Origin of the sequence: Pseudomonas sp. ANT_H4, from assembly GCF_008369295.1 — a bacterium.
Lineage (GTDB): Bacteria > Pseudomonadota > Gammaproteobacteria > Pseudomonadales > Pseudomonadaceae > Aquipseudomonas.
In genome coordinates this window covers 1-18,052 of sequence record NZ_VOBG01000013.1, presented here as the reverse complement: position 1 = coordinate 18,052, position 18,052 = coordinate 1, and the positions used below count along the sequence as shown (strand labels likewise).

At 58.2% G+C, this 18,052-nt stretch carries 17 protein-coding genes; 3 read left to right on the top strand and 14 right to left on the bottom strand.

Features of this window, described 5'->3' with window-relative positions:
* Positions 1-50: 50 nt before the first annotated feature.
* From FQ182_RS17430 to FQ182_RS17420, 3 genes are all read right to left on the bottom strand, one after another.
* Positions 51-1,709: a Na/Pi cotransporter family protein gene (locus tag FQ182_RS17430; RefSeq protein WP_149412736.1), complete on the bottom strand. Its 1,659-nt coding sequence runs from the start codon at positions 1,707-1,709 to the stop codon at positions 51-53.
* A gap of 234 nt (positions 1,710-1,943) precedes the next feature.
* Positions 1,944-2,711: a TerC family protein gene (locus tag FQ182_RS17425; RefSeq protein WP_149412735.1), complete on the bottom strand. Its 768-nt coding sequence runs from the start codon at positions 2,709-2,711 to the stop codon at positions 1,944-1,946.
* Between the two features lie 69 nt (positions 2,712-2,780).
* A complete protein-coding gene (locus tag FQ182_RS17420; RefSeq protein WP_149412734.1) occupies positions 2,781-4,088 on the bottom strand; it encodes a CitMHS family transporter in 1,308 nt (435 codons plus the stop codon).
* Positions 4,089-4,386: 298 nt separating this feature from the next.
* Here FQ182_RS17420 and FQ182_RS17415 point away from each other — a divergent pair, with 298 nt between their 5' ends.
* The gene (locus FQ182_RS17415) at positions 4,387-4,788 is read left to right on the top strand and encodes a GFA family protein (RefSeq protein ID WP_149412733.1); all 402 of its coding nucleotides are present in this window, start codon (positions 4,387-4,389) and stop codon (positions 4,786-4,788) included.
* On the opposite strand, the gene FQ182_RS17410 is transcribed toward FQ182_RS17415, so the two are convergent.
* The 11 genes from FQ182_RS17410 to FQ182_RS17360 form a co-directional block, all read right to left on the bottom strand.
* The gene (locus FQ182_RS17410; protein WP_149412732.1) at positions 4,785-6,746 is read right to left on the bottom strand and encodes a DUF4105 domain-containing protein; all 1,962 of its coding nucleotides are present in this window, start codon (positions 6,744-6,746) and stop codon (positions 4,785-4,787) included. The two genes, FQ182_RS17415 and FQ182_RS17410, sit on opposite strands and share 4 nt — an antisense overlap.
* A complete protein-coding gene (locus FQ182_RS17405; RefSeq protein WP_149412731.1) occupies positions 6,743-7,063 on the bottom strand; it encodes a DUF2388 domain-containing protein in 321 nt (106 codons plus the stop codon). The genes FQ182_RS17410 and FQ182_RS17405 overlap by 4 nt, the downstream gene beginning before the upstream one ends.
* Before the next feature lie 26 nt (positions 7,064-7,089).
* Entirely contained in the window at positions 7,090-7,398 is a 309-nt protein-coding gene (locus FQ182_RS17400) for a DUF2388 domain-containing protein (protein ID WP_149412730.1), read from the bottom strand.
* 107 nt (positions 7,399-7,505) lie between these two features.
* Positions 7,506-7,826, bottom strand: coding sequence for a DUF2388 domain-containing protein (locus FQ182_RS17395; RefSeq protein WP_149412729.1), 321 nt, complete (start codon positions 7,824-7,826; stop codon positions 7,506-7,508).
* 168 nt (positions 7,827-7,994) lie between these two features.
* A complete protein-coding gene (locus FQ182_RS17390) occupies positions 7,995-8,207 on the bottom strand; it encodes a DUF1127 domain-containing protein (RefSeq protein ID WP_149412728.1) in 213 nt (70 codons plus the stop codon).
* 262 nt (positions 8,208-8,469) lie between these two features.
* Positions 8,470-8,685 carry a DUF1127 domain-containing protein gene (locus FQ182_RS17385; protein WP_007911656.1) on the bottom strand — a complete coding sequence of 72 codons (216 nt, stop codon included), beginning with the start codon at positions 8,683-8,685 and terminating at the stop codon, positions 8,470-8,472.
* Between the two features lie 318 nt (positions 8,686-9,003).
* The gene (locus tag FQ182_RS17380; protein ID WP_149412727.1) at positions 9,004-10,497 is read right to left on the bottom strand and encodes an acetyl-CoA hydrolase/transferase family protein; all 1,494 of its coding nucleotides are present in this window, start codon (positions 10,495-10,497) and stop codon (positions 9,004-9,006) included.
* Positions 10,498-10,677: 180 nt separating this feature from the next.
* Positions 10,678-12,114 carry an NAD(P)(+) transhydrogenase (Re/Si-specific) subunit beta gene (locus tag FQ182_RS17375; RefSeq protein ID WP_149412726.1) on the bottom strand — a complete coding sequence of 479 codons (1,437 nt, stop codon included), beginning with the start codon at positions 12,112-12,114 and terminating at the stop codon, positions 10,678-10,680.
* On the bottom strand, positions 12,114-12,437 hold the full coding sequence (locus FQ182_RS17370; RefSeq protein ID WP_003187010.1) for an NAD(P) transhydrogenase subunit alpha: 324 nt from the start codon (positions 12,435-12,437) through the stop codon (positions 12,114-12,116). Before FQ182_RS17370 ends, FQ182_RS17375 begins: the two co-directional genes overlap by 1 nt.
* Before the next feature lie 15 nt (positions 12,438-12,452).
* Complete coding sequence (locus tag FQ182_RS17365) at positions 12,453-13,574, bottom strand: Re/Si-specific NAD(P)(+) transhydrogenase subunit alpha (protein ID WP_149412725.1); 1,122 nt, start codon at positions 13,572-13,574, stop codon at positions 12,453-12,455.
* Positions 13,575-14,026: 452 nt separating this feature from the next.
* Entirely contained in the window at positions 14,027-14,926 is a 900-nt protein-coding gene (locus FQ182_RS17360; RefSeq protein WP_178114476.1) for a LysR family transcriptional regulator, read from the bottom strand.
* A 157-nt stretch (positions 14,927-15,083) separates the two neighbouring features.
* Between FQ182_RS17360 and FQ182_RS17355 the strand changes: the two genes are divergently transcribed.
* Both FQ182_RS17355 and FQ182_RS17350 read left to right on the top strand, forming a co-directional pair.
* Positions 15,084-16,265, top strand: a complete 1,182-nt coding sequence (locus FQ182_RS17355) for an acyl-CoA dehydrogenase (protein ID WP_149412723.1) — start codon at positions 15,084-15,086, stop codon at positions 16,263-16,265.
* A gap of 13 nt (positions 16,266-16,278) precedes the next feature.
* The gene (locus FQ182_RS17350; RefSeq protein ID WP_149412722.1) at positions 16,279-17,499 is read left to right on the top strand and encodes a CaiB/BaiF CoA-transferase family protein; all 1,221 of its coding nucleotides are present in this window, start codon (positions 16,279-16,281) and stop codon (positions 17,497-17,499) included.
* Positions 17,500-18,052 lie beyond the last annotated feature (553 nt).

Below are 18,052 nucleotides of genomic sequence, written 5' to 3'. Positions count from 1 at the left end.
TTCCTGGCGAGTGAGGTCCGTTTTAACTGACTTCACGCACCGCCGTACGTTCAGGGCGAATGGGTGATATCGGCAATATTATCCGCCGCCAGTGCGCCGGTTTCGCAGGTTTCCAGAACCACATAGGCGCTGCTGCAGAACAACGAGTTCAGGCGCTTCATGTCGGCGATCAACTCCAGATGCAGGGAGCTGGTCTCGATGCTCTGTACGATCTTGCGTTGCAGGCGGCTGACGTGGGCGTGGGCCAGGCGTCGTTCCTGGGCGCGGAAGCGGCGTTTTTCACGCAGTAATTGCCGGGCGCTTTCCGGGTCGGCACTGAGAAACACCGAAAGGCCCAGGCGCAGGTTGGCGATTAGTTGGCTGTGCAGGCCGGCCAGCTCTTCCAGGCCAACTTCGGAAAACGAGCGGCGCTGGGAGGTCTTTTGCTGCTGGACCTTGCGCAGCATGCGCTCGATCAAGTCGCCAGCCAGTTTCAGGTTGATCGCAAGTTCAATGATCTCGGCCCAGCGGCGGCTGTCCTGTTCGCTGAGGTCTTCGCGAGGCATCTGCGCCAGGTAGAGCTTGATGGCGCTGTAGAGGGCTTCGACATCGTCGCTGAGGCTGCGCATTTCCTGGGTGATTGCGGTTTGATTGCCCCGCAGTACTTCCAGCATTGAGGTCAGCATATTGTCGATCAAGTCTCCCAGGCGCAGGGTTTCCCGCGCGGCATTGGCCAGCGCCAGACTTGGGGTGGCCAGTGCCGTCAGGTCGAGGTGACGGGGTTTGGCCAGGCCGTTGACCTCCGGCCGCTCCGGCAGCAGCCAGGCACACAAACGCGCCATCGGGCCGATGGTGGGCAACAGGATCAGGCAACGGGTGACGTTGTAGAGCAGGTGAAAGGTGATGACCATGCCTTGGGTGCTGTAGTCCAGGGTGTCCATCCACTGCACCAGCGGATCGAGGACCGGAATAATCAGCAGCAAGCCGATCAGCTTGTACAGCAGGCTGCCCAGCGCGACCTGGCGCCCGGCGGCGTTCTGCATGCTGGTGCTGAGAAAGGCCAGCACGCCGGAGCCGATGTTGGCGCCGATTACCAGGCCTATGGCCACGTGCAGGCCGATCACGCCGGCGCCGGCCAGTGTGGCGGTCAGCAGCACGGCAGCCAGGCTGGAGTAGGAAATCATCGCGAACAATGCGCCTATCAGGGCATCGAGCAGAATGTCGCCGGTCAGCGAGGCGAACAGCACCTTGACGCCCTGGGCATGGGTAATGGGCCCTGCGGCTTCGACGATCAATTGCAGCGCGAGGATGATCAGGCCCAGGCCGATGCCGACGCGGCCCATTTGTCCGATTCGCGTTTGTTTGCGGGACAGGAAGAAAATCACGCCAAGAAAAATCAGCAGCGGCGACAGCCAGGACAGGTCGAGGGTCAGCACCCGGGCCATTAACGCGGTACCAACGTCGGCGCCGAGCATGGTCGCCAGGGCGGGCGTCAGGCCCATCAGGCCCTGGCCGACAAATGAGGTCACCAGCATCGCCGTGGCGTTGCTGCTTTGCACCATGGCGGTGACCAGTATCCCGGCGATGAATGCCAGCCAGCGCTTGGACATGTTCTGCCCGATCACCTGGCGCAAGTTGGAGCCGTAGACCCGCAGGATGCCGGTACGGACGATGTGCGTGCCCCAGATCAGCAGGGTCACCGCGGAAAGCAGATTGAGCAGGGTCAGCATGCTCGGCCCCCTGTGTTGGTCGTGCTCCAAAGGAGCAAATGGTTGGTGCCGCGTATCGTTCTACGTTGTGTACTTAAGCTGTAGTTGGCGAATGGGCTGCGCGCCAGCATCGCATAGCTAAAGAAGGGATTGAAACAAAACTGTCATGAAATCAGCTTTTTGCAGATGAAAAAAAGAGGCCCGAAAGCCTCTTTCCTGTGGAGCGAGAACGCCTACATTTTGGTCTGCGCAAGTTTATTGACCCGGAATATCCTTGCGTAGTTTCACAGGGACCTGCTGTTTTTTCTTTTTCGCGATGGCGGTGCGCATCTTGATGTTCACCGCTTCCACAGCCAGCGAGAACGCCATGGCGAAGTAGACGTAGCCTTTTGGCATGTGAACGTCGAAGGCTTCGGCGATTAATACGGTACCCACTACCAGCAGGAAGGACAGCGCCAGCATCTTCAGCGACGGGTGTTTGTCGATGAAGTCGCTGATGGTGCCAACCGCCAGCATCATCACCAGTGCGGCGACGATGATCGCCGCCACCATCACTGGAACATGGGAAACCATGCCCACGGCGGTAATGACCGAGTCCAGCGAGAAGACGATGTCGATGATCGCAATCTGGATGACGGTGTAGATGAACTTGCCACCCTTGCCTGTTGGCTCGTCGTGGGTTTCGTCTTCACCTTCCAGCGCGTGATACATCTCTTGGGAGCTTTTCCACAGCAGGAACAGGCCACCGAAGAACAGGATCAGGTCGCGCCCGGAAACGCTGTGGCCGACCACCGTGAACAAGTCACCTGTAAGGCGCATGACCCAAGTGATCGACAGCAGCAACAGGATGCGCGTGATCATGGCCAGGGCCAGGCCGAAGATTCGGGTGCGCGCCTGCATATGCTTGGGCATACGGCTGACCAGGATCGAAATCATGATGATGTTATCGATGCCCAGGACGATCTCAAGAGCCGTCAGGGTGAAGAAGGCAATCCAGATTTCCGGATTGCTCAGCCATTCCATGTGTATTCCTTTGAGCGAGTGCTGGGCCACGCCAACCCTCAGGTCAGGTCGGCGCAGTGAGTTGTACGATTATAGAGTGCTGTACAGCGGAAAAATCCCCATCAGCAACGCGGCAACCATTATGCACAGGCACACCAGCACTGCCCACTTGAGGGTGAAACGCTGGTGATCGCCAAATTCGATACCGGCCAGGGCCACCAGCAGGTAAGTCGACGGCACCAGCGGGCTGAGCAAGTGTACCGGCTGGCCAACGATCGAGGCGCGGGCCATTTCTACGGCGGTGATACCGTAGTGGCTGGCGGCTTCGGCCAGTACCGGCAGTACGCCGTAGTAGAACGCATCGTTGGACATGAAGAAAGTGAACGGCATGCTCACCAGTGCGGTGATTACGGCAAGGTAAGGGCCCAGGGCATCGGGAATGACCGCCAGCAGGCTCTTAGACATTGCATCGACCATGCCGGTGCCCGACAGGATGCCGGTGAAGATACCGGCGGCGAAGATCAACCCGACTACCGCCAGGACGCTACCGGCGTGGGCGGCGACGCGGTCTTTCTGTTGTTGCAGGCACGGGTAGTTGACGATCATCGCGATACTGAAGGCCACCATGAACAGCACGGGCAGCGGCAACAGGCCTGCGATTAGTGTGCACATCAGGACCAGGGTCAGGGCGCCGTTGAACCAGATCAGCTTCGGACGGCGGGCGTCCGGGTATTGCGAGACGCTGATTTCGCTGTGGTCGATTTCATCGCCTAGCAGGTGTAATTCGCCGAGACGGGCACGTTCGCGTTTACCGTACATGTAGGCAATCACCAGGATAGCCACCACGCCTGCGAGCATCGCCGGAATCATGGGTACGAAAATGTCCGATGGGTCCACATGCAGTGCGCTGGCAGCACGGGCGGTCGGGCCGCCCCATGGCGTCATATTCATCACACCGCCGGCGAGGATGATCAGGCCGGCCATGATCCGCGGGCTCATACCGATGCGCTTGTACAGCGGCAGCATGGCGGCCACGCAAATCATGTAGGTAGTGGCACCGTCACCGTCCAGGGACACCACCAGCGCCAGCACCGCAGTACCGACCGAGACTTTCAGCGGGTCGCCCTTGACCAGCTTGAGGATCTTGCGCACGGCCGGGTCGAACAGGCCAGAGTCGATCATCAGGGCAAAATAGAGGATGGCGAACATCAGCATCACGCCGGTTGGCGCCAGCTTGGTGATGCCTTCGAGCATCATCGGGCCGATTTTCGGCGCAAAGCCGCCGAACAGCGCGAACAGGATGGGGACGATGATTAGGGCGATCAGCGCGGACAGGCGCTTGGTCATGATCAGGAACATGAACGTGATGACCATGGCAAAGCCAAGGAAAGTCAGCATAGGAATACTCCAGGCGTAGCGCGGCTAGGGAATGGCGAACCGAGGGTTGGTCAGCGCAGAACGAAAAGCACGAGGCGTACGGGAGGAGTCGGGACAAGCAGGCGGGTACGAGCAGACATCAGAATCACCATTGTTGTTGTTAATTGGGCCGTTGGGCGTCGGAACGCTCAGGCAGGCCTGCCGGTCTATTGCCGGAAGTGGGGGCGATCCTAATCGCGCAAGCTTTCAGCCAGCTTTCGCTGAAGAAACAGGCGACGGGGAGTAATCTGCTGGCATAGAGCATCCAGGGGCTTGGGATATGAGCGATTTGCATGCAGGCGGCTGCCATTGCGGCAGGGTGCGTTATCAGTTCAGCGGGCCGCTGGTGGATATCGCCCATTGCCACTGTTCGATTTGCCGCAGGGCCAGCGGTGGGTTGGTGACCACCTGGATCACCCTGCCCCGTTCAGCGTTTGCCTGGGTGACAGGGCTGCCTGCGCAGTACGACTCTTCTGAGAGTTGTATGCGGTATTTCTGTTCTCACTGTGGTGCGCAGTTGGCGCTGGTGACGCGGCTGAGCCCGGAAAGTATCGATGTGACCATCGCGACCCTGGATCATCCGGAAGATGCACCAGCGGATCGGCATATCTGGGTGACGAGCCGGTTGCCGTGGGTGCATCTGGATGAGCAGTTGCCGCAGGAGGATGAAGAGCAGCTCTAAGGCAACTCCAATCCACCGGCGGCCTTGTGCAAGGCCCGCAGGTGTTCGCCAACCTGCTTGAGATTGGCCTCGCACTCGGCAATCTCTGCTGCCCTTGAAGGCTCCAGCAGCGCTCTCACTTCCTTGTCCAGTTCGCCGGTTAGCGATTGCAGCTGCTTCTGGCGCAGGCTGCTCTCAGACTCCAGGCGCTTGGACTCCACTGGCTGCGGCAATCCATAGCCGCTACTGCCCAGCAGCTCTGCCGGGCGACTAAGAAAGCCGCTGTTGGCGAGGATTTGCTGCAAGGTGGCGTTGGCCTTGTCCATGCCGCCGTTCTTCAGCTCGCGAGCACCCAGGTAGCGTTGTTTGACTTCGTCCTGAGCCAGCATCAGCTGTCGCCGGAAGCTCGCCTGCTCCAACAGTAGCAACGCGGCGCTGGTACGCAGGTCGGCCTGGGCGAACCATGGGCGGCGTTCCTTGGCACTCAGTGCCAGCCAGTCTTCGACTTGGGCTTGCTTGATCGGCAGGTGCTTCTTCAGCACCTCGAACATCGCCTGGTAGCGCTCGCGGAAAGAGTCGAAGTGATAGCCCAGGCGCAGGGCCTCTTTGGGGTCGTCCAGCACGCTGGTATCGGCCAAGCCCCGGCCCTTGAGCACTTCCAGCAGGCCGTTGGGGGTGATGTTGTCCAGGCCGGTCAATTGCGGGTTGGCGCTGCCACTGCGTAACAGTTTCAGGCTTTCCACCGCGCAGTTGTTGGAGATGAAGTAGTAATTGCCGTCGTAGCTCCAGTGCATCTCGGCGGCATGCTCGACGGTGTCGTTGATCTCTTGTCGCGTCAGGATCAGCGGCACAGAAGCCAGGCCGCGCAACTCGGTCTTGGTGTACTCATCGATGACCTGGGCCAATGGCAGTACGAACAGTCGTGACGGGTACTTGCCCACCAGGCCATCCCAGCTCGACAGCTGTACGTCACCCACGAAGGCGCGGTAGGACAACACCAGGTGCTGATCCAGATCCAGCCGGCAATCCGGACCCCGTGGCCGGCCCGGTGCGCAGATCACCAGGCGCAGCATGCTGTGGCCCCAGCGGCTGACCAGGTTCTGGTTGGCTTCGGCCAGCAGGTAATCGATGGCGTAGACCCGTTCTGGGTCAACCTGGCCCAACGGGGTCTTGGCGAAATCGTTGCCGGCGTTGAGGAAGGCGAAGGTCTTGGCGCAGTTGTCCTTGACTGGCGGCGCCCAGCCAAAGTGCTCCTTGTAATAGCGGTACAGCGAGGGACGGCGGCAGGCGTAGCTCGGGTCGAGGAGGAAATACTCCATGTTGACCGCGACGTACTCCTTGGGATTGGTGATTTCGTAGATGTCGGGGCTGCGGGCGATCTGCCGGTTGTGCTGTTCGCGCTCGCCACGCCGGCCGACGTATTGCGGCCAACCAGCCAGGTCCAGCAGGCGCGGGTCGTCGCTTAGGGTGAAGCGGCGGTCATTCTGCCCGCGGCATTGATCGGGTAGGCCAATCAGGCCGGTGATGCTGTTTTGGCGGCTGCAGCGCTGGATCAGCGCGCGGTCAGCGTTGGGCCACAGGCGGGCGCGGTCGTAGATGTGGGTCAGTTCATGCAGCACGGTGGCGAGCATTTCCCGGCGTACGGTGCCGTGGGGGCGATTGGTTTTTTTAGTGGCAGCCGTGCCGTCGGTGAGGCTGGCCAGCAGGTTGCGATTGAGGTCCAGTTCGGACACCAGGGATGCCTGGCCGTAGGCATTGCTGGGCATGTCATTGGTCCAGCCGACGTCTATGCGCCGGTCCAGCTGCTCAATGAAGCGCGGTGGCAAGGCCTGCATGGCTTCATCGAGTAATACCTGGCTAGCCTGCTGTTCGGCCGGGCTCAAACCGTCGGTCTTGAGCCGCAGTTGCAGGCTAGCTTGGGCGGTGTTGCCACACAGCAGTACAGTTGCGGCCAATAGCCAGGCGGCAAGGCGCCTCACAGTGCGAGGATGGCTTCGGCGAGTACCTGGTCACTAGCGTCACGGGCTTCTGGCACGCGGGTACGCAGGGTATTGAAGGCTGCTTCCAGTTGGGCGCCGCGAATGTTGCCATCGCTGGCGACGAAACTGGCGGCATCATCGTGGGCTTCGCGCACAATTTTTGAATCTCGGATTGAGGTGGTGGTGTCCGAGGTGAAATCAATGGTACGGCCAGAGGCCCGGACGATGATGTTACTGGTGGCCACCAGGGTTTGTGCCTGGGCAACATCGACCAACAACAGCAGACCGAGGGCGGCGGCGATCAGCGGGCTACGCATGGAATAACTCCGTAAGACAAAGATGATTATTGGACGAGAATTGCCTGAGCCAGTTCAAGGTCGCTGGACTTAAGTTTTGGCTGGGTACGACGTAGATAATCCAACGCTGATTCCAGCTGGGCTCCCCGCCATTGGCCGTCAGTGGCAATGAAAGCAGCAGCGTCATCCTGGGCGGCCAGTATCAATTTATTGTCGAACGGGGCGGAGGTCACTTTGCTGGTGGCATAAGCGCTGACTACGATGCTTTGGGTGGACAGGTCAAAGGCCAGGGCCAAACCGGACCAACAGCCAGCAAGCAATGCAGGGACAATCAATAAGCGGTATGAAAAAGCCATGGGACTCGACAACTGAAAACGAGTGTCAAGGCTAGCGCAATGCCCGGGCGAGAGCCAGCGCCGAGGTCTCAGGGAACGGCTGGCGCTCCCTTCGTCCCGGTTTGCGGTCAGATCGCCAGGATGGCTTGGGCCAATTGCGCGTCGGTCGTTGTATTGAGTTGTGGCGCTTGCTGGCGGATCTGTGCCAGGGCGCTTTCCAGTTTCACGCCACGAATGGCGCCTTCGCTGGCAACAAAGCTGGCCGCGTCGTCGCGGGCGGCGCGTACGACCTTGTTGTCACGCAGTGAGGACGTGGCATCGGAGGTGGCGTCGGAAGTAGCTTTTAGCGCGCCGACGATCGAATCGGTGGTCACGATCAGGCTGGTAGCGCTTGCGTTGGCGGCCAGGACCAGCAGGGCTGCAGCGCTCAGCAGACGAAGACGGGACATGGGGTGACTCCTGTGAATGAACTAAGAAGGTGGCGCAGAGCCGCCGCTGTAAGCTGGGCGTTGTTGCCGTTGGGCATCAGACGCGCGTTCTATAGGGCTCGCCACGTGGTAGCAGGATATTAGCTGCCACTTATCTGTTCGGATAGCCTGTCCCGGCGGTAGGCGTGATTACTCTCTCCAGAAGGGCTTGGACAGTTCGGCCATTCGGCTGCCATGGCTGATACCTGCATCTGACAATTCTCGTGGGTCGAGCTCGGCCAACTGGCGCCGCGTGCGGGCGCGCCGTGCCCATTGGGTTAATGTGTAGGCGGCGCGGCGCAGAAGGCGTTTAAAAAGATTACATCGTGCAAAGGTGGCGAGGGTATTTGGCAAGGGGTTCATGGCGAGCGTCTTTCTTGGTGTTCTGGAGCACCATGTTGGGCTTGTCGCTATTACCGGTACAGATACACCAATAATAAATTGTACTGTTTAATTGTTTTGTTTTTTTAACTGTACTGATCTTTTGATAGGCCTTCTGTGTGCTGTCTGAAATCGAGGTCTCAAAAACAACAAAACCCGCCTCCAGTCACCTGGGGCGGGTCTTGCTATAACAATTCGGGATGCTGGCGGTGGACCCAGTGGGTTCGGGCCAGCGGGCGCTACATTAGCGCCAGAACGGCTTGCTCAGCTCTTCGTAGCGTTGAGCTTCGCTGATCCCTGCATCAGCCAGCAGACGCGAATCCAAGCGAGCCAATTGATGGCGGCTGGAGATGCGGCGCTGCCACAACATCAGGTTGGCGATAACGCGTAAAGGCAGGGAAGCCTGGGTGTTTACAGCTTTGTCTTCGAAGAACAGTTCGGAACTGAGTGTACGTTCCATGGTGACATCCTTCCGCTTGTGGCGGGATTAGGTAGTGGTTTAACTGATGCCAATGATCCTCCTCCGGCACAAGACTCTCTAGATACAGTTCATCTGTATTGTGAGGGGCCAGTTAACTGTTTATAGCGGCTGTACTGTACGGAAATGAGGAAACTGTACCTGTAGGCACTTAAATGGTGCGTTATAGGTGTTTGTGAGGGTGATTGTAGGATTTTTCGGTAGGGAATGACCGGTACAGCAGTACAGTTTTTTGCGGAATCTGCGCTGGCAATCCAAGGCTGATGAAACTGTATTTGCATCAGCCCGGATCTGTATCAATTACGCTTTCAGCATATGCCCGGTTTCTTCCAGGTTGATGTGCCAGCTCAGTGCGTCGCGCAGGATGTGCGGGGTATGCCCACCCAGGGTACAGGCTGTAGTGAAGTAGGTGTTCAGCGCATCGCGGTAGGCTGGATGTACACAGTTATCGATGATTACCCGTGCCCGTTCCCGTGGAGCCAGGCCCCGCAGATCTGCCAGGCCCACTTCGGTCACAAGGATGTCGACATCATGTTCGGTATGGTCGACGTGGCTCACCATGGGCACCACGCTGGAAATCGCCCCGCCTTTGGCAATCGACTTGGTGACGAAGATCGCCAAGTGCGCATTGCGGGCGAAATCGCCTGAGCCGCCAATGCCGTTCATCATCCGCGTGCCGCAGATATGGGTGGAGTTGACGTTGCCGTAGATGTCGAACTCCAGCGCGGTATTGATGCCGATGATGCCCAGGCGCCGCACCACTTCCGGGTGGTTGGAAATTTCCTGTGGGCGCAGCACCAGTTTGTCCTTGTAGCGCTCCAGGTTACCGAACACATCAGCGTTCCGACGTTCCGACAAGGTGATTGAGCTGCCTGAGGCAAAGCTCAGCTTGCCTGCGTCGATCAGGTCGAAGGTCGAGTCCTGAAGCACTTCCGAATACATGGTCAGGTCTTCAAACGGAGAGTCAATCAAGCCGCACATCACCGCGTTGGCAATGTTGCCGATACCCGCTTGCAGCGGGCCGAGCTTGTTGGTCATACGGCCGGCATCCACTTCCTCTTTGAGGAAGTGGATCAGGTGATTGGCGATCGATTGAGTATCGCTGTCGGGCGCCGCCACGGTGGACGCTGAGTCTGCCTGGTTGGTGATGACGATGGCGACAATCTTTTCCGGCGGAATCGGGATTGCGGTGCTGCCAATACGGTCGTCTACCTTCACCAGTGGGATCGGTGTGCGGGTCGGGCGATAGGACGGTATGTAGATGTCGTGCAGGCCTTCCAGGTTTGGGTTGTGCGCCATGTTGATCTCGATGATCACTTGCTTGGCGAAAATCGCAAAACTGGCCGAGTTGCCGACCGAGGTTGTCGGCACGATGTGCCCTTGCTCGGTGATGGCGACGGCTTCGATGATGGCAATGTCCGGCAGCTTGAGTTGCTTGTTGCGCAGCAGCTCGACGGTTTCCGACAGGTGCTGGTCGATGAACATCACTTCGCCGGCATTGATGGCCTTGCGCAGGGTGCTGTCGACCTGGAACGGCATGCGGCGCGACAGTACGCCGGCTTCGGTCAACTGTTTGTCCAGGTCGTTGCCCAGGCTCGCGCCGGTCATCAGGGTGATTTTCAGCGGCGAGGTCTTGGCGCGCTCGGCCAGGGCGTGGGGCACGGCCTTGGCTTCACCGGCGCGGGTGAAGCCACTCATGCCGACGGTCATGCCGTCCTGGATCAGGGCGGCGGCATCGGCAGCGCTCATGACCTTGTTCAACAGCGAAGGCAAGCGGATACGATCACGGTACATGGATTGTTATCTCGGGCAACGGAGGCAAGGTGGGCAGTCTAGTGATTTCAAAAAGTTTCGTCCCGCTACCATGGTCGAATGCAGGGCAGCGATTTAGAGCCTTTGGTCGGGTTTTTCCCGACAATAAAAAACCCCAGCCTACTAAAGGCCGGGGTTTAGGGTATTGCGCTGGAGCAGTGTTTATTCGACAGCCTTGACCATGGCTTCGATGACTTTCTTGGCGTCGCCGAAGACCATCATGGTTTTGTCCAGGTAGAAGAGTTCGTTGTCCAGGCCGGCATAGCCGCTGGCCATCGAGCGCTTGTTGACGATGATGGTCTTGGCCTTGAACGCTTCGAGAATCGGCATGCCGGCGATCGGCGATTTCGGATCGTTCTTGGCGGCCGGGTTGACCACATCGTTGGCGCCAAGCACCAGCACCACGTCGGCCTGGCCGAACTCGGAGTTGATGTCTTCCATCTCGAACACCTGGTCGTAAGGCACTTCCGCCTCGGCCAGCAGCACGTTCATGTGGCCAGGCATACGACCGGCGACCGGGTGGATCGCGTACTTCACGGTCACGCCACGTTGGGTCAGCTTCTCGGTCAACTCTTTGAGCGCATGTTGTGCTCGTGCTACCGCCAGGCCGTAGCCGGGAACGATGATCACGGTGTCGGCGTTGGTCAGCAGGAAGGTGGCGTCATCGGCCGAGCCAGATTTCACCGGGCGCGCCTCTTTCGAGCCTGCCGGGCCGGCGGCCTCTTTCGTGGTGCCGAACCCCCCGAGCAGCACATTAAAGAAGGAGCGGTTCATCGCCTTGCACATGATGTACGAGAGGATCGCGCCGCTGGAGCCTACCAGCGAGCCGGCGATGATCAACATCGAGTTGTTCAGCGAGAAGCCGATGCCCGCTGCTGCCCAGCCGGAATAGCTGTTGAGCATCGATACGACCACCGGCATGTCGGCGCCGCCAATCGGGATGATGATCAGCACGCCCAACACGAACGCCAGGGCCAGCATCAGAGCAAAGGCGCTGAGGTTGCCGGTGAGCATGAAGGCCAGGCCAAGGCCCAGGGTCGCCAGGCCCAGCACCAGGTTCAGCTTGTGCTGGCCAGCGAACTGTACTGATGCGCCCTGGAACAGGCGGAACTTGTATTTGCCTGACAACTTGCCGAAGGCGATTACCGAGCCGGAGAAGGTGATGGCACCGATGGCAGCACCGAGGAATAGCTCCAGACGGTTGCCGGCAGGGATCGCATCTCCCAGCTGTTTGACGATACCCAAGGACTGCGGCTCAACCACAGCGGCAATGGCGATAAACACCGCAGCCAGGCCGATCATGCTGTGCATGAAGGCTACCAGCTCCGGCATCTTGGTCATTTCCACTCGCTTGGCCATGATTGAGCCAGCGGTACCGCCTACCAGCAGGCCGACAATCACGTAGCCGATACCTGCGGTGGCCAGTTCAGCGCCCAACTTATAGATGAGGCCCACGGTGGTGAGTACTGCCAGCGCCATGCCGAGCATGCCGAACAGGTTGCCGCGCCGGGATGTAGTTGGGTGCGAGAGACCTTTGAGGGCCTGAATGAAGCAGATCGACGCGATCAGGTAGAGCGTCGTGACAAGGTTCATGCTCATTACTTAGGCGCCTCTTCTTTTACGGCTTTCGGGGCTTTTTTCTTGAACATCTCAAGCATGCGTCGGGTGACCAGGAAGCCGCCGAACACGTTGACCGCAGCCAGAGCCACGGCAAGAGTGCCCATGGTCTTGCCCAGCGGAGTGACGGTCAGTGCTGCGGCGAGCATGGCGCCGACGATCACAATCGCCGAAATGGCGTTGGTCACCGCCATCAGGGGGGTATGCAGTGCGGGAGTGACGTTCCAGACCACGTGATAACCGACATAAATCGCCAGCACGAAGATGATCAGGTTGTAGATACCGGGGGAGATAAGCTCTTCCATCGTCTGAATCCCTGCTTAGGCGTTTTTGCGGATGACTTGGCCGTCGCGGCACATCAGGCACGCGGCGACGATGTCGTCTTCAAGGTTGATTTCAAACTGCCCTTCCTGGGTGAAGACCAGCTTCAGGAAGTCCAGCAGGTTGCGTGCATACAGGGCCGAGGCATCAGCGGCGACGGCACCAGCCAAGTTGGTCGGGCCGCAAATGGTCACTCCGTTTTCCACGACCACTTGATCGGCCACGGTCAACGGGCAGTTACCGCCTTGGGTTGCGGCGAGGTCGATGACCACTGAGCCTGGCTTCATCTGCGCGACGGTTTCGGCGCTCAGCAGGGTCGGTGCCTTGCGACCGGGGATCAGTGCAGTGGTGATGACGATATCGGCCTGCTTGGCGCGCTCATGCACTGCGAGGGCCTGGCGCTGCATCCAGCTGGTTGGCATGGGGCGAGCATAACCACCGACGCCGACGGCGCATTCGCGCTCTTCATCGGTTTCATACGGCACATCGACGAATTTGGCGCCGAGGGATTCGATTTGCTCTTTCACCGCGGGGCGCACGTCGGATGCTTCGATCACTGCACCCAGCCGTTTCGCTGTGGCAATCGCCTGCAGGCCAGCAACGCCAGCGCCGAGAATCAACACGCGGGCGGCTTTCACTGTTCCCGCGGCGGTCATCAGCATCGGCATGAAGCGTGGGTAGTGATGAGCGGCCAGCAATACAGCCTTATAGCCGGCGATGTTGGCCTGGGAGGACAGTACGTCCAGGCTTTGCGCGCGAGATGTGCGCGGTGCCGCCTCAAGGGCGAAGGCGGTGATACCGCAGTCGGCGAGTTTGGTGATGATTTCGTTGCTGAACGGATTGAGCATCCCCACCAATACGGTGCCGCTTTTGATCAGCGTCAGTTCGCTGTCGCTGGGGGCGACCACCTTGAGGATAAGCTCTGCGCCAAATGCATCGCTGGCACTGCCAATGGTTGCGCCTGCCGTTTCATAGGCACTGTCGACGATGCTGGCGTTAATGCCTGCCCCGCTCTGTACAGTGACCTTATGGCCCTGGCCGATCAGCTTCTTGATGGTTTCCGGGGTTGCAGCAACCCGCGTTTCACCGGTCTGGGTTTCGAGAGGAACACCAATGTGCACGTCAAATCTCCTGCGTGATCTTTTTGCTTTTGATCTTTTTGTAAAAAGGCCAGCGCGCCATGGAGGGCGTGACTGGGGCGGCCGATCAGCACGATCCCGCCGAAATGACAGCGGGGCGCGGCATTTTGCAGGCGAACTTTACGAGCATCAAGGGATTATGACGGGTGACGAAAAATTAACTACAAGTCACCCTGTGACTGATTGTCGCAATATCCGTAAATAACTACGCCAAATGCAGGCTTCTAAAGGCATAAAGGCGAAAATAAGGGGTTTCGCCATCGTTGATGTGAATAAGGGAGTATCGGGCTTGATAAGGAGCTGTAGGCCACGTAAGTCATGGCTTAAAGTCAAATTTAAGACTGATAGGTACAGTCTGTCGAATTGCGACATATATGTATATCTGTAGGATTCAATATTAATTGACTACAAGGTCAACAAGGTGCAGCGCCTGCTTAAACATTAGGGTTGTAGCGCTGTGACTGGTCGATCAGCCAGTCTCTGAACGCATGCAGGGAGGCTGATTCGACTTTCCTTTCGGGAATCATCAGGTAATAGGCCTTTGAGCTTGCGAGGACCTGAGGGCTGGCAACCACCAACTGGTGCTCGCTCAATTCCCGTTGAATGAGGAACGGCGGGATCAGCGCGACACCCATGTCATGCATGGCTGCCTGGGACAACATGGAGAATAGCTCGTAACGGGGCCCTGTCATGTCGCGGGGGACGTTCAGTTGCTGCGCGTTGAACCACTGGCGCCAAGCGTAAGGCCGGGTGGTTTGCTGCAGAAGGGGCATTTCGGCGATCTCTTGTGCACTGAAGTGTGTGCGGTCACCCAGCAATTTTGGGCTGCATACTGGGAGTGGGTTTTCTCCCATCAATCTGTGAGATTCAGTACCTGACCAGTCGGCGTCTCCAAAGTAGATCGCCGCGTCGAATTCGGTATCGGCAAACAGAAAGGGCCGTGTGCGGTTGGTGAGGTTTACGGTGACTTCCGGGTGCTGCTGCTGGAAGTCCTTGAGACGTGGAATCAGCCATTGGGTGCCAAAGGTCGGGACCACCGCCAGTTCGATGACATTGGTACCTTGCTGGCCCATCACTGACAGCGTATCGCGCTCCACTGCATCCAATTGAGTCGCCACTCTGCGGCTGTAGGACAGGCCGGCTTCGGTCAGCTTCACCCCGCGGCGCGACCGCCGAAATAGCTCGACACTCAAAAAATCCTCAAGGCCGGCGATCTGTCGACAGATGGCGCCTTGAGTGATGGAAAGCTCCTGCGCCGCCTTGGTAAAGCTCTCGTGGCGGGCTGCGGCCTCAAAACTGACCAGCGCTGTGGTGCTGGGTATCTTCCTGCGCATGTACCGTACCCTCACTAATAAAAGGCATATATGCCCTTCTGAATCGTTACGGAGTGATAAATTAGCACAAGGCCATGCAAAAACCTCGTTTGCTCTCCTCGCCTGCCCGGCCTAGGCTCCATGCACGACTTTTGATCTACTTCGCGAGGACTCACTCATGGGCGGTAAGGCAAGCTTCAACTGGATCGATCCACTGTTGCTGGATCAGCAGCTCACCGAAGAAGAGCGCATGGTGCGCGACAGTGCCGAGCAGTTCGCCCGGAACAAGCTGGCGCCGCGCGTTCTTGAAGCCTTCCGCCATGAAAAGACTGACCCTGCGATCTTCCGTGAAATGGGTGAAACAGGTTTGTTGGGAGCAATGATTCCCGAGCAGTACGGCGGCAGCGGTTTGAACTACGTCAGCTATGGCTTGATCGCTCGTGAGGTCGAGCGTGTCGACTCCGGGTACCGTTCGATGATGAGTGTGCAGTCGTCTTTGGTCATGGTGCCTATCAATGAATTCGGCACTGAAGCACAAAAGCAAAAGTACCTGCCCAAGCTGGCGTCCGGCGAGTGGATTGGTTGTTTCGGTCTGACCGAGCCTGACCATGGTTCCGACCCGGGTGCGATGATTACTCGTGCGCGCAAGGTGGATGGCGGCTACAGCCTTACCGGCAGCAAAATGTGGATCACCAACAGCCCGATTGCTGATGTGTTTGTGGTTTGGGGCAAGGACGATGCGGGCGACATCCGCGGTTTTGTTCTGGAAAAAGGCTGGAAAGGCCTGAGTGCCCCGGCGATTCACGGCAAGGTCGGTCTGCGCGCCTCGATCACGGGTGAGATCGTTATGGACAACGTGTTTGTGCCGGAAGAAAACATCTTCCCGGATGTCCGTGGTTTGAAGGGGCCGTTCACTTGCCTCAACTCGGCGCGTTATGGCATTTCCTGGGGGGCGTTGGGTGCTGCGGAGTTCTGCTGGCACACGGCTCGCCAATACACCCTTGATCGCCAGCAGTTCGGTCGTCCGTTGGCCGCTACCCAGCTGATCCAGAAGAAGCTGGCGGACATGCAGACCGAAATTACCTTGGCCCTGCAAGGCTGCCTGCGTTTGGGGCGCATGAAGGATGAGGGTACGGCTGCGGTCGAGATCACCTCGATCATGAAGCGCAACTCGTGCGGTAAATCGTTGGATATTGCCCGTATGGCTCGCGACATGCTCGGTGGGAACGGTATCTCCGACGAGTTCGGAATCGCCCGTCACCTGGTCAACCTGGAAGTGGTGAACACTTATGAGGGTACTCACGATGTGCATGCGTTGATTCTGGGGCGCGCCCAAACTGGTATTCAGGCGTTCTATTAATAGGAGGACGACCATGGGCGCGCTATCGCATCTGCGGGTACTGGATTTGTCGCGAGTGCTGGCGGGCCCTTGGGCCGGGCAGATTCTAGCGGACCTCGGGGCTGAGGTGATCAAGGTCGAAAGGCCTGGCAATGGCGATGATACCCGCGCCTGGGGCCCGCCCTTCCTTAAGGACGCTTATGGCGAGAACACCAGTGAGGCCTCGTATTATTTATCGGCCAATCGTAATAAAGAGTCGGTAACCATCGACTTCACGCGGCCGGAGGGGCAGAAGCTGGTTCGCGATCTAGCGGCGAAGTCGGACATTCTGATCGAGAACTTCAAGGTCGGTGGCCTGGCGGCTTATGGCTTGGACTATGAGTCGCTCAAGGAAATCAATCCGGAGCTGATCTATTGCTCGATCACTGGCTTTGGCCAGACAGGTCCTTATGCTAAGCGGGCTGGATATGACTTCATGATTCAGGGGTTGGGCGGGCTTATGAGCCTGACCGGTCGACCTGAGGGCGATGAGGGCGAAGGGCCGGTCAAGGTAGGTGTTGCCTTGACCGATATCCTGACGGGGCTTTACTCCACCGTTGCGATTCTGGCGGCCATGGCACACCGCGATCATGATGGTGGTGGGCAGCATATCGATATGGCCTTGCTGGATGTCCAGGTGGCTTGTCTGGCCAATCAGGCGATGAATTACCTGACTACGGGTGTGTCGCCCAAGCGGCTAGGCAATGCGCACCCTAATATCGTGCCGTATCAGGACTTTCCCACGTCCGACGGGGATTTCATTCTGACCGTGGGTAATGACGGGCAGTTTCGCAAGTTTGCTCAGGTCGCTGGGCAGTCTCAGTGGGCAGATGATCCTCGGTTTACCACCAACAAGCTGCGGGTGGCCAATAGGGCGGCGCTGATTCCTTTGATTCGTCAGGCGACTGTCTTCAAGACCACGGCCGAGTGGGTGGCACAGCTTGAGAAGGTTGGCGTGCCTTGTGGGCCGATCAATGATTTGGCGCAGGTGTTTGCTGATCCTCAGGTTCAAGCGCGGGGATTGGCTATCGAACTGCCTCACGCGTTGGCTGGAATGGTTCCACAGGTTGCCAGTCCTATTCGCCTTTCCAAGACGCCTGTTGAATACCGCAGTGCGCCTCCCCTGTTGGGCGAGCATACCTTTCAGGTGCTGCAGCAGGTGCTGGGGTTGTCTTCGTCAAGTGTTGCAGCGTTGAAGGAGTCAGGCGTTATCTGAGCGCCTTCTTCTATATGAGTGCGAGAGCCCTTCTATATAGAAGAAGCGGCGATCGATTTTTAGCCAAGTCGACCTTATTGATAGAAAGCCGAAATTAAGGGTTGACGGCAGATCCTGGAAGTCTATAATTCGCCCACTTCCGGCGCAGTCGAAACGGAAAACTCCTTGGTAAACAAAGAGTTATGTAGGTTTCGATAGCGAGTTGCTTCAGTTCATCGAAGCCCAGAAGGAGTTGATAAGGTCGTGTTGTTTGACCCTATTAACGTTTCGATCTTCTCGGTCGAAAGCGGAGAAAAAGAGGTGTTGACAGCAGCGAGTAACGCTGTAGAATTCGCCTCCCGCTAACGAGAGATCGGAAGCGCAAGTGGTTGAAGTTGCAGAGGAAACTTTGAAAACTTCTTAAAATAACCGCTTGACAGCAACAGGGGCTGCTGTAGAATGCGCCGCTCGGTTGAGACGAAAGATCTTAACCAACCGCTCTTTAACAACTGAATCAAGCAATTCGTGTGGGTGCTTGTGGAGTCAGACTGATAGTCAACAAGATTATCAGCAT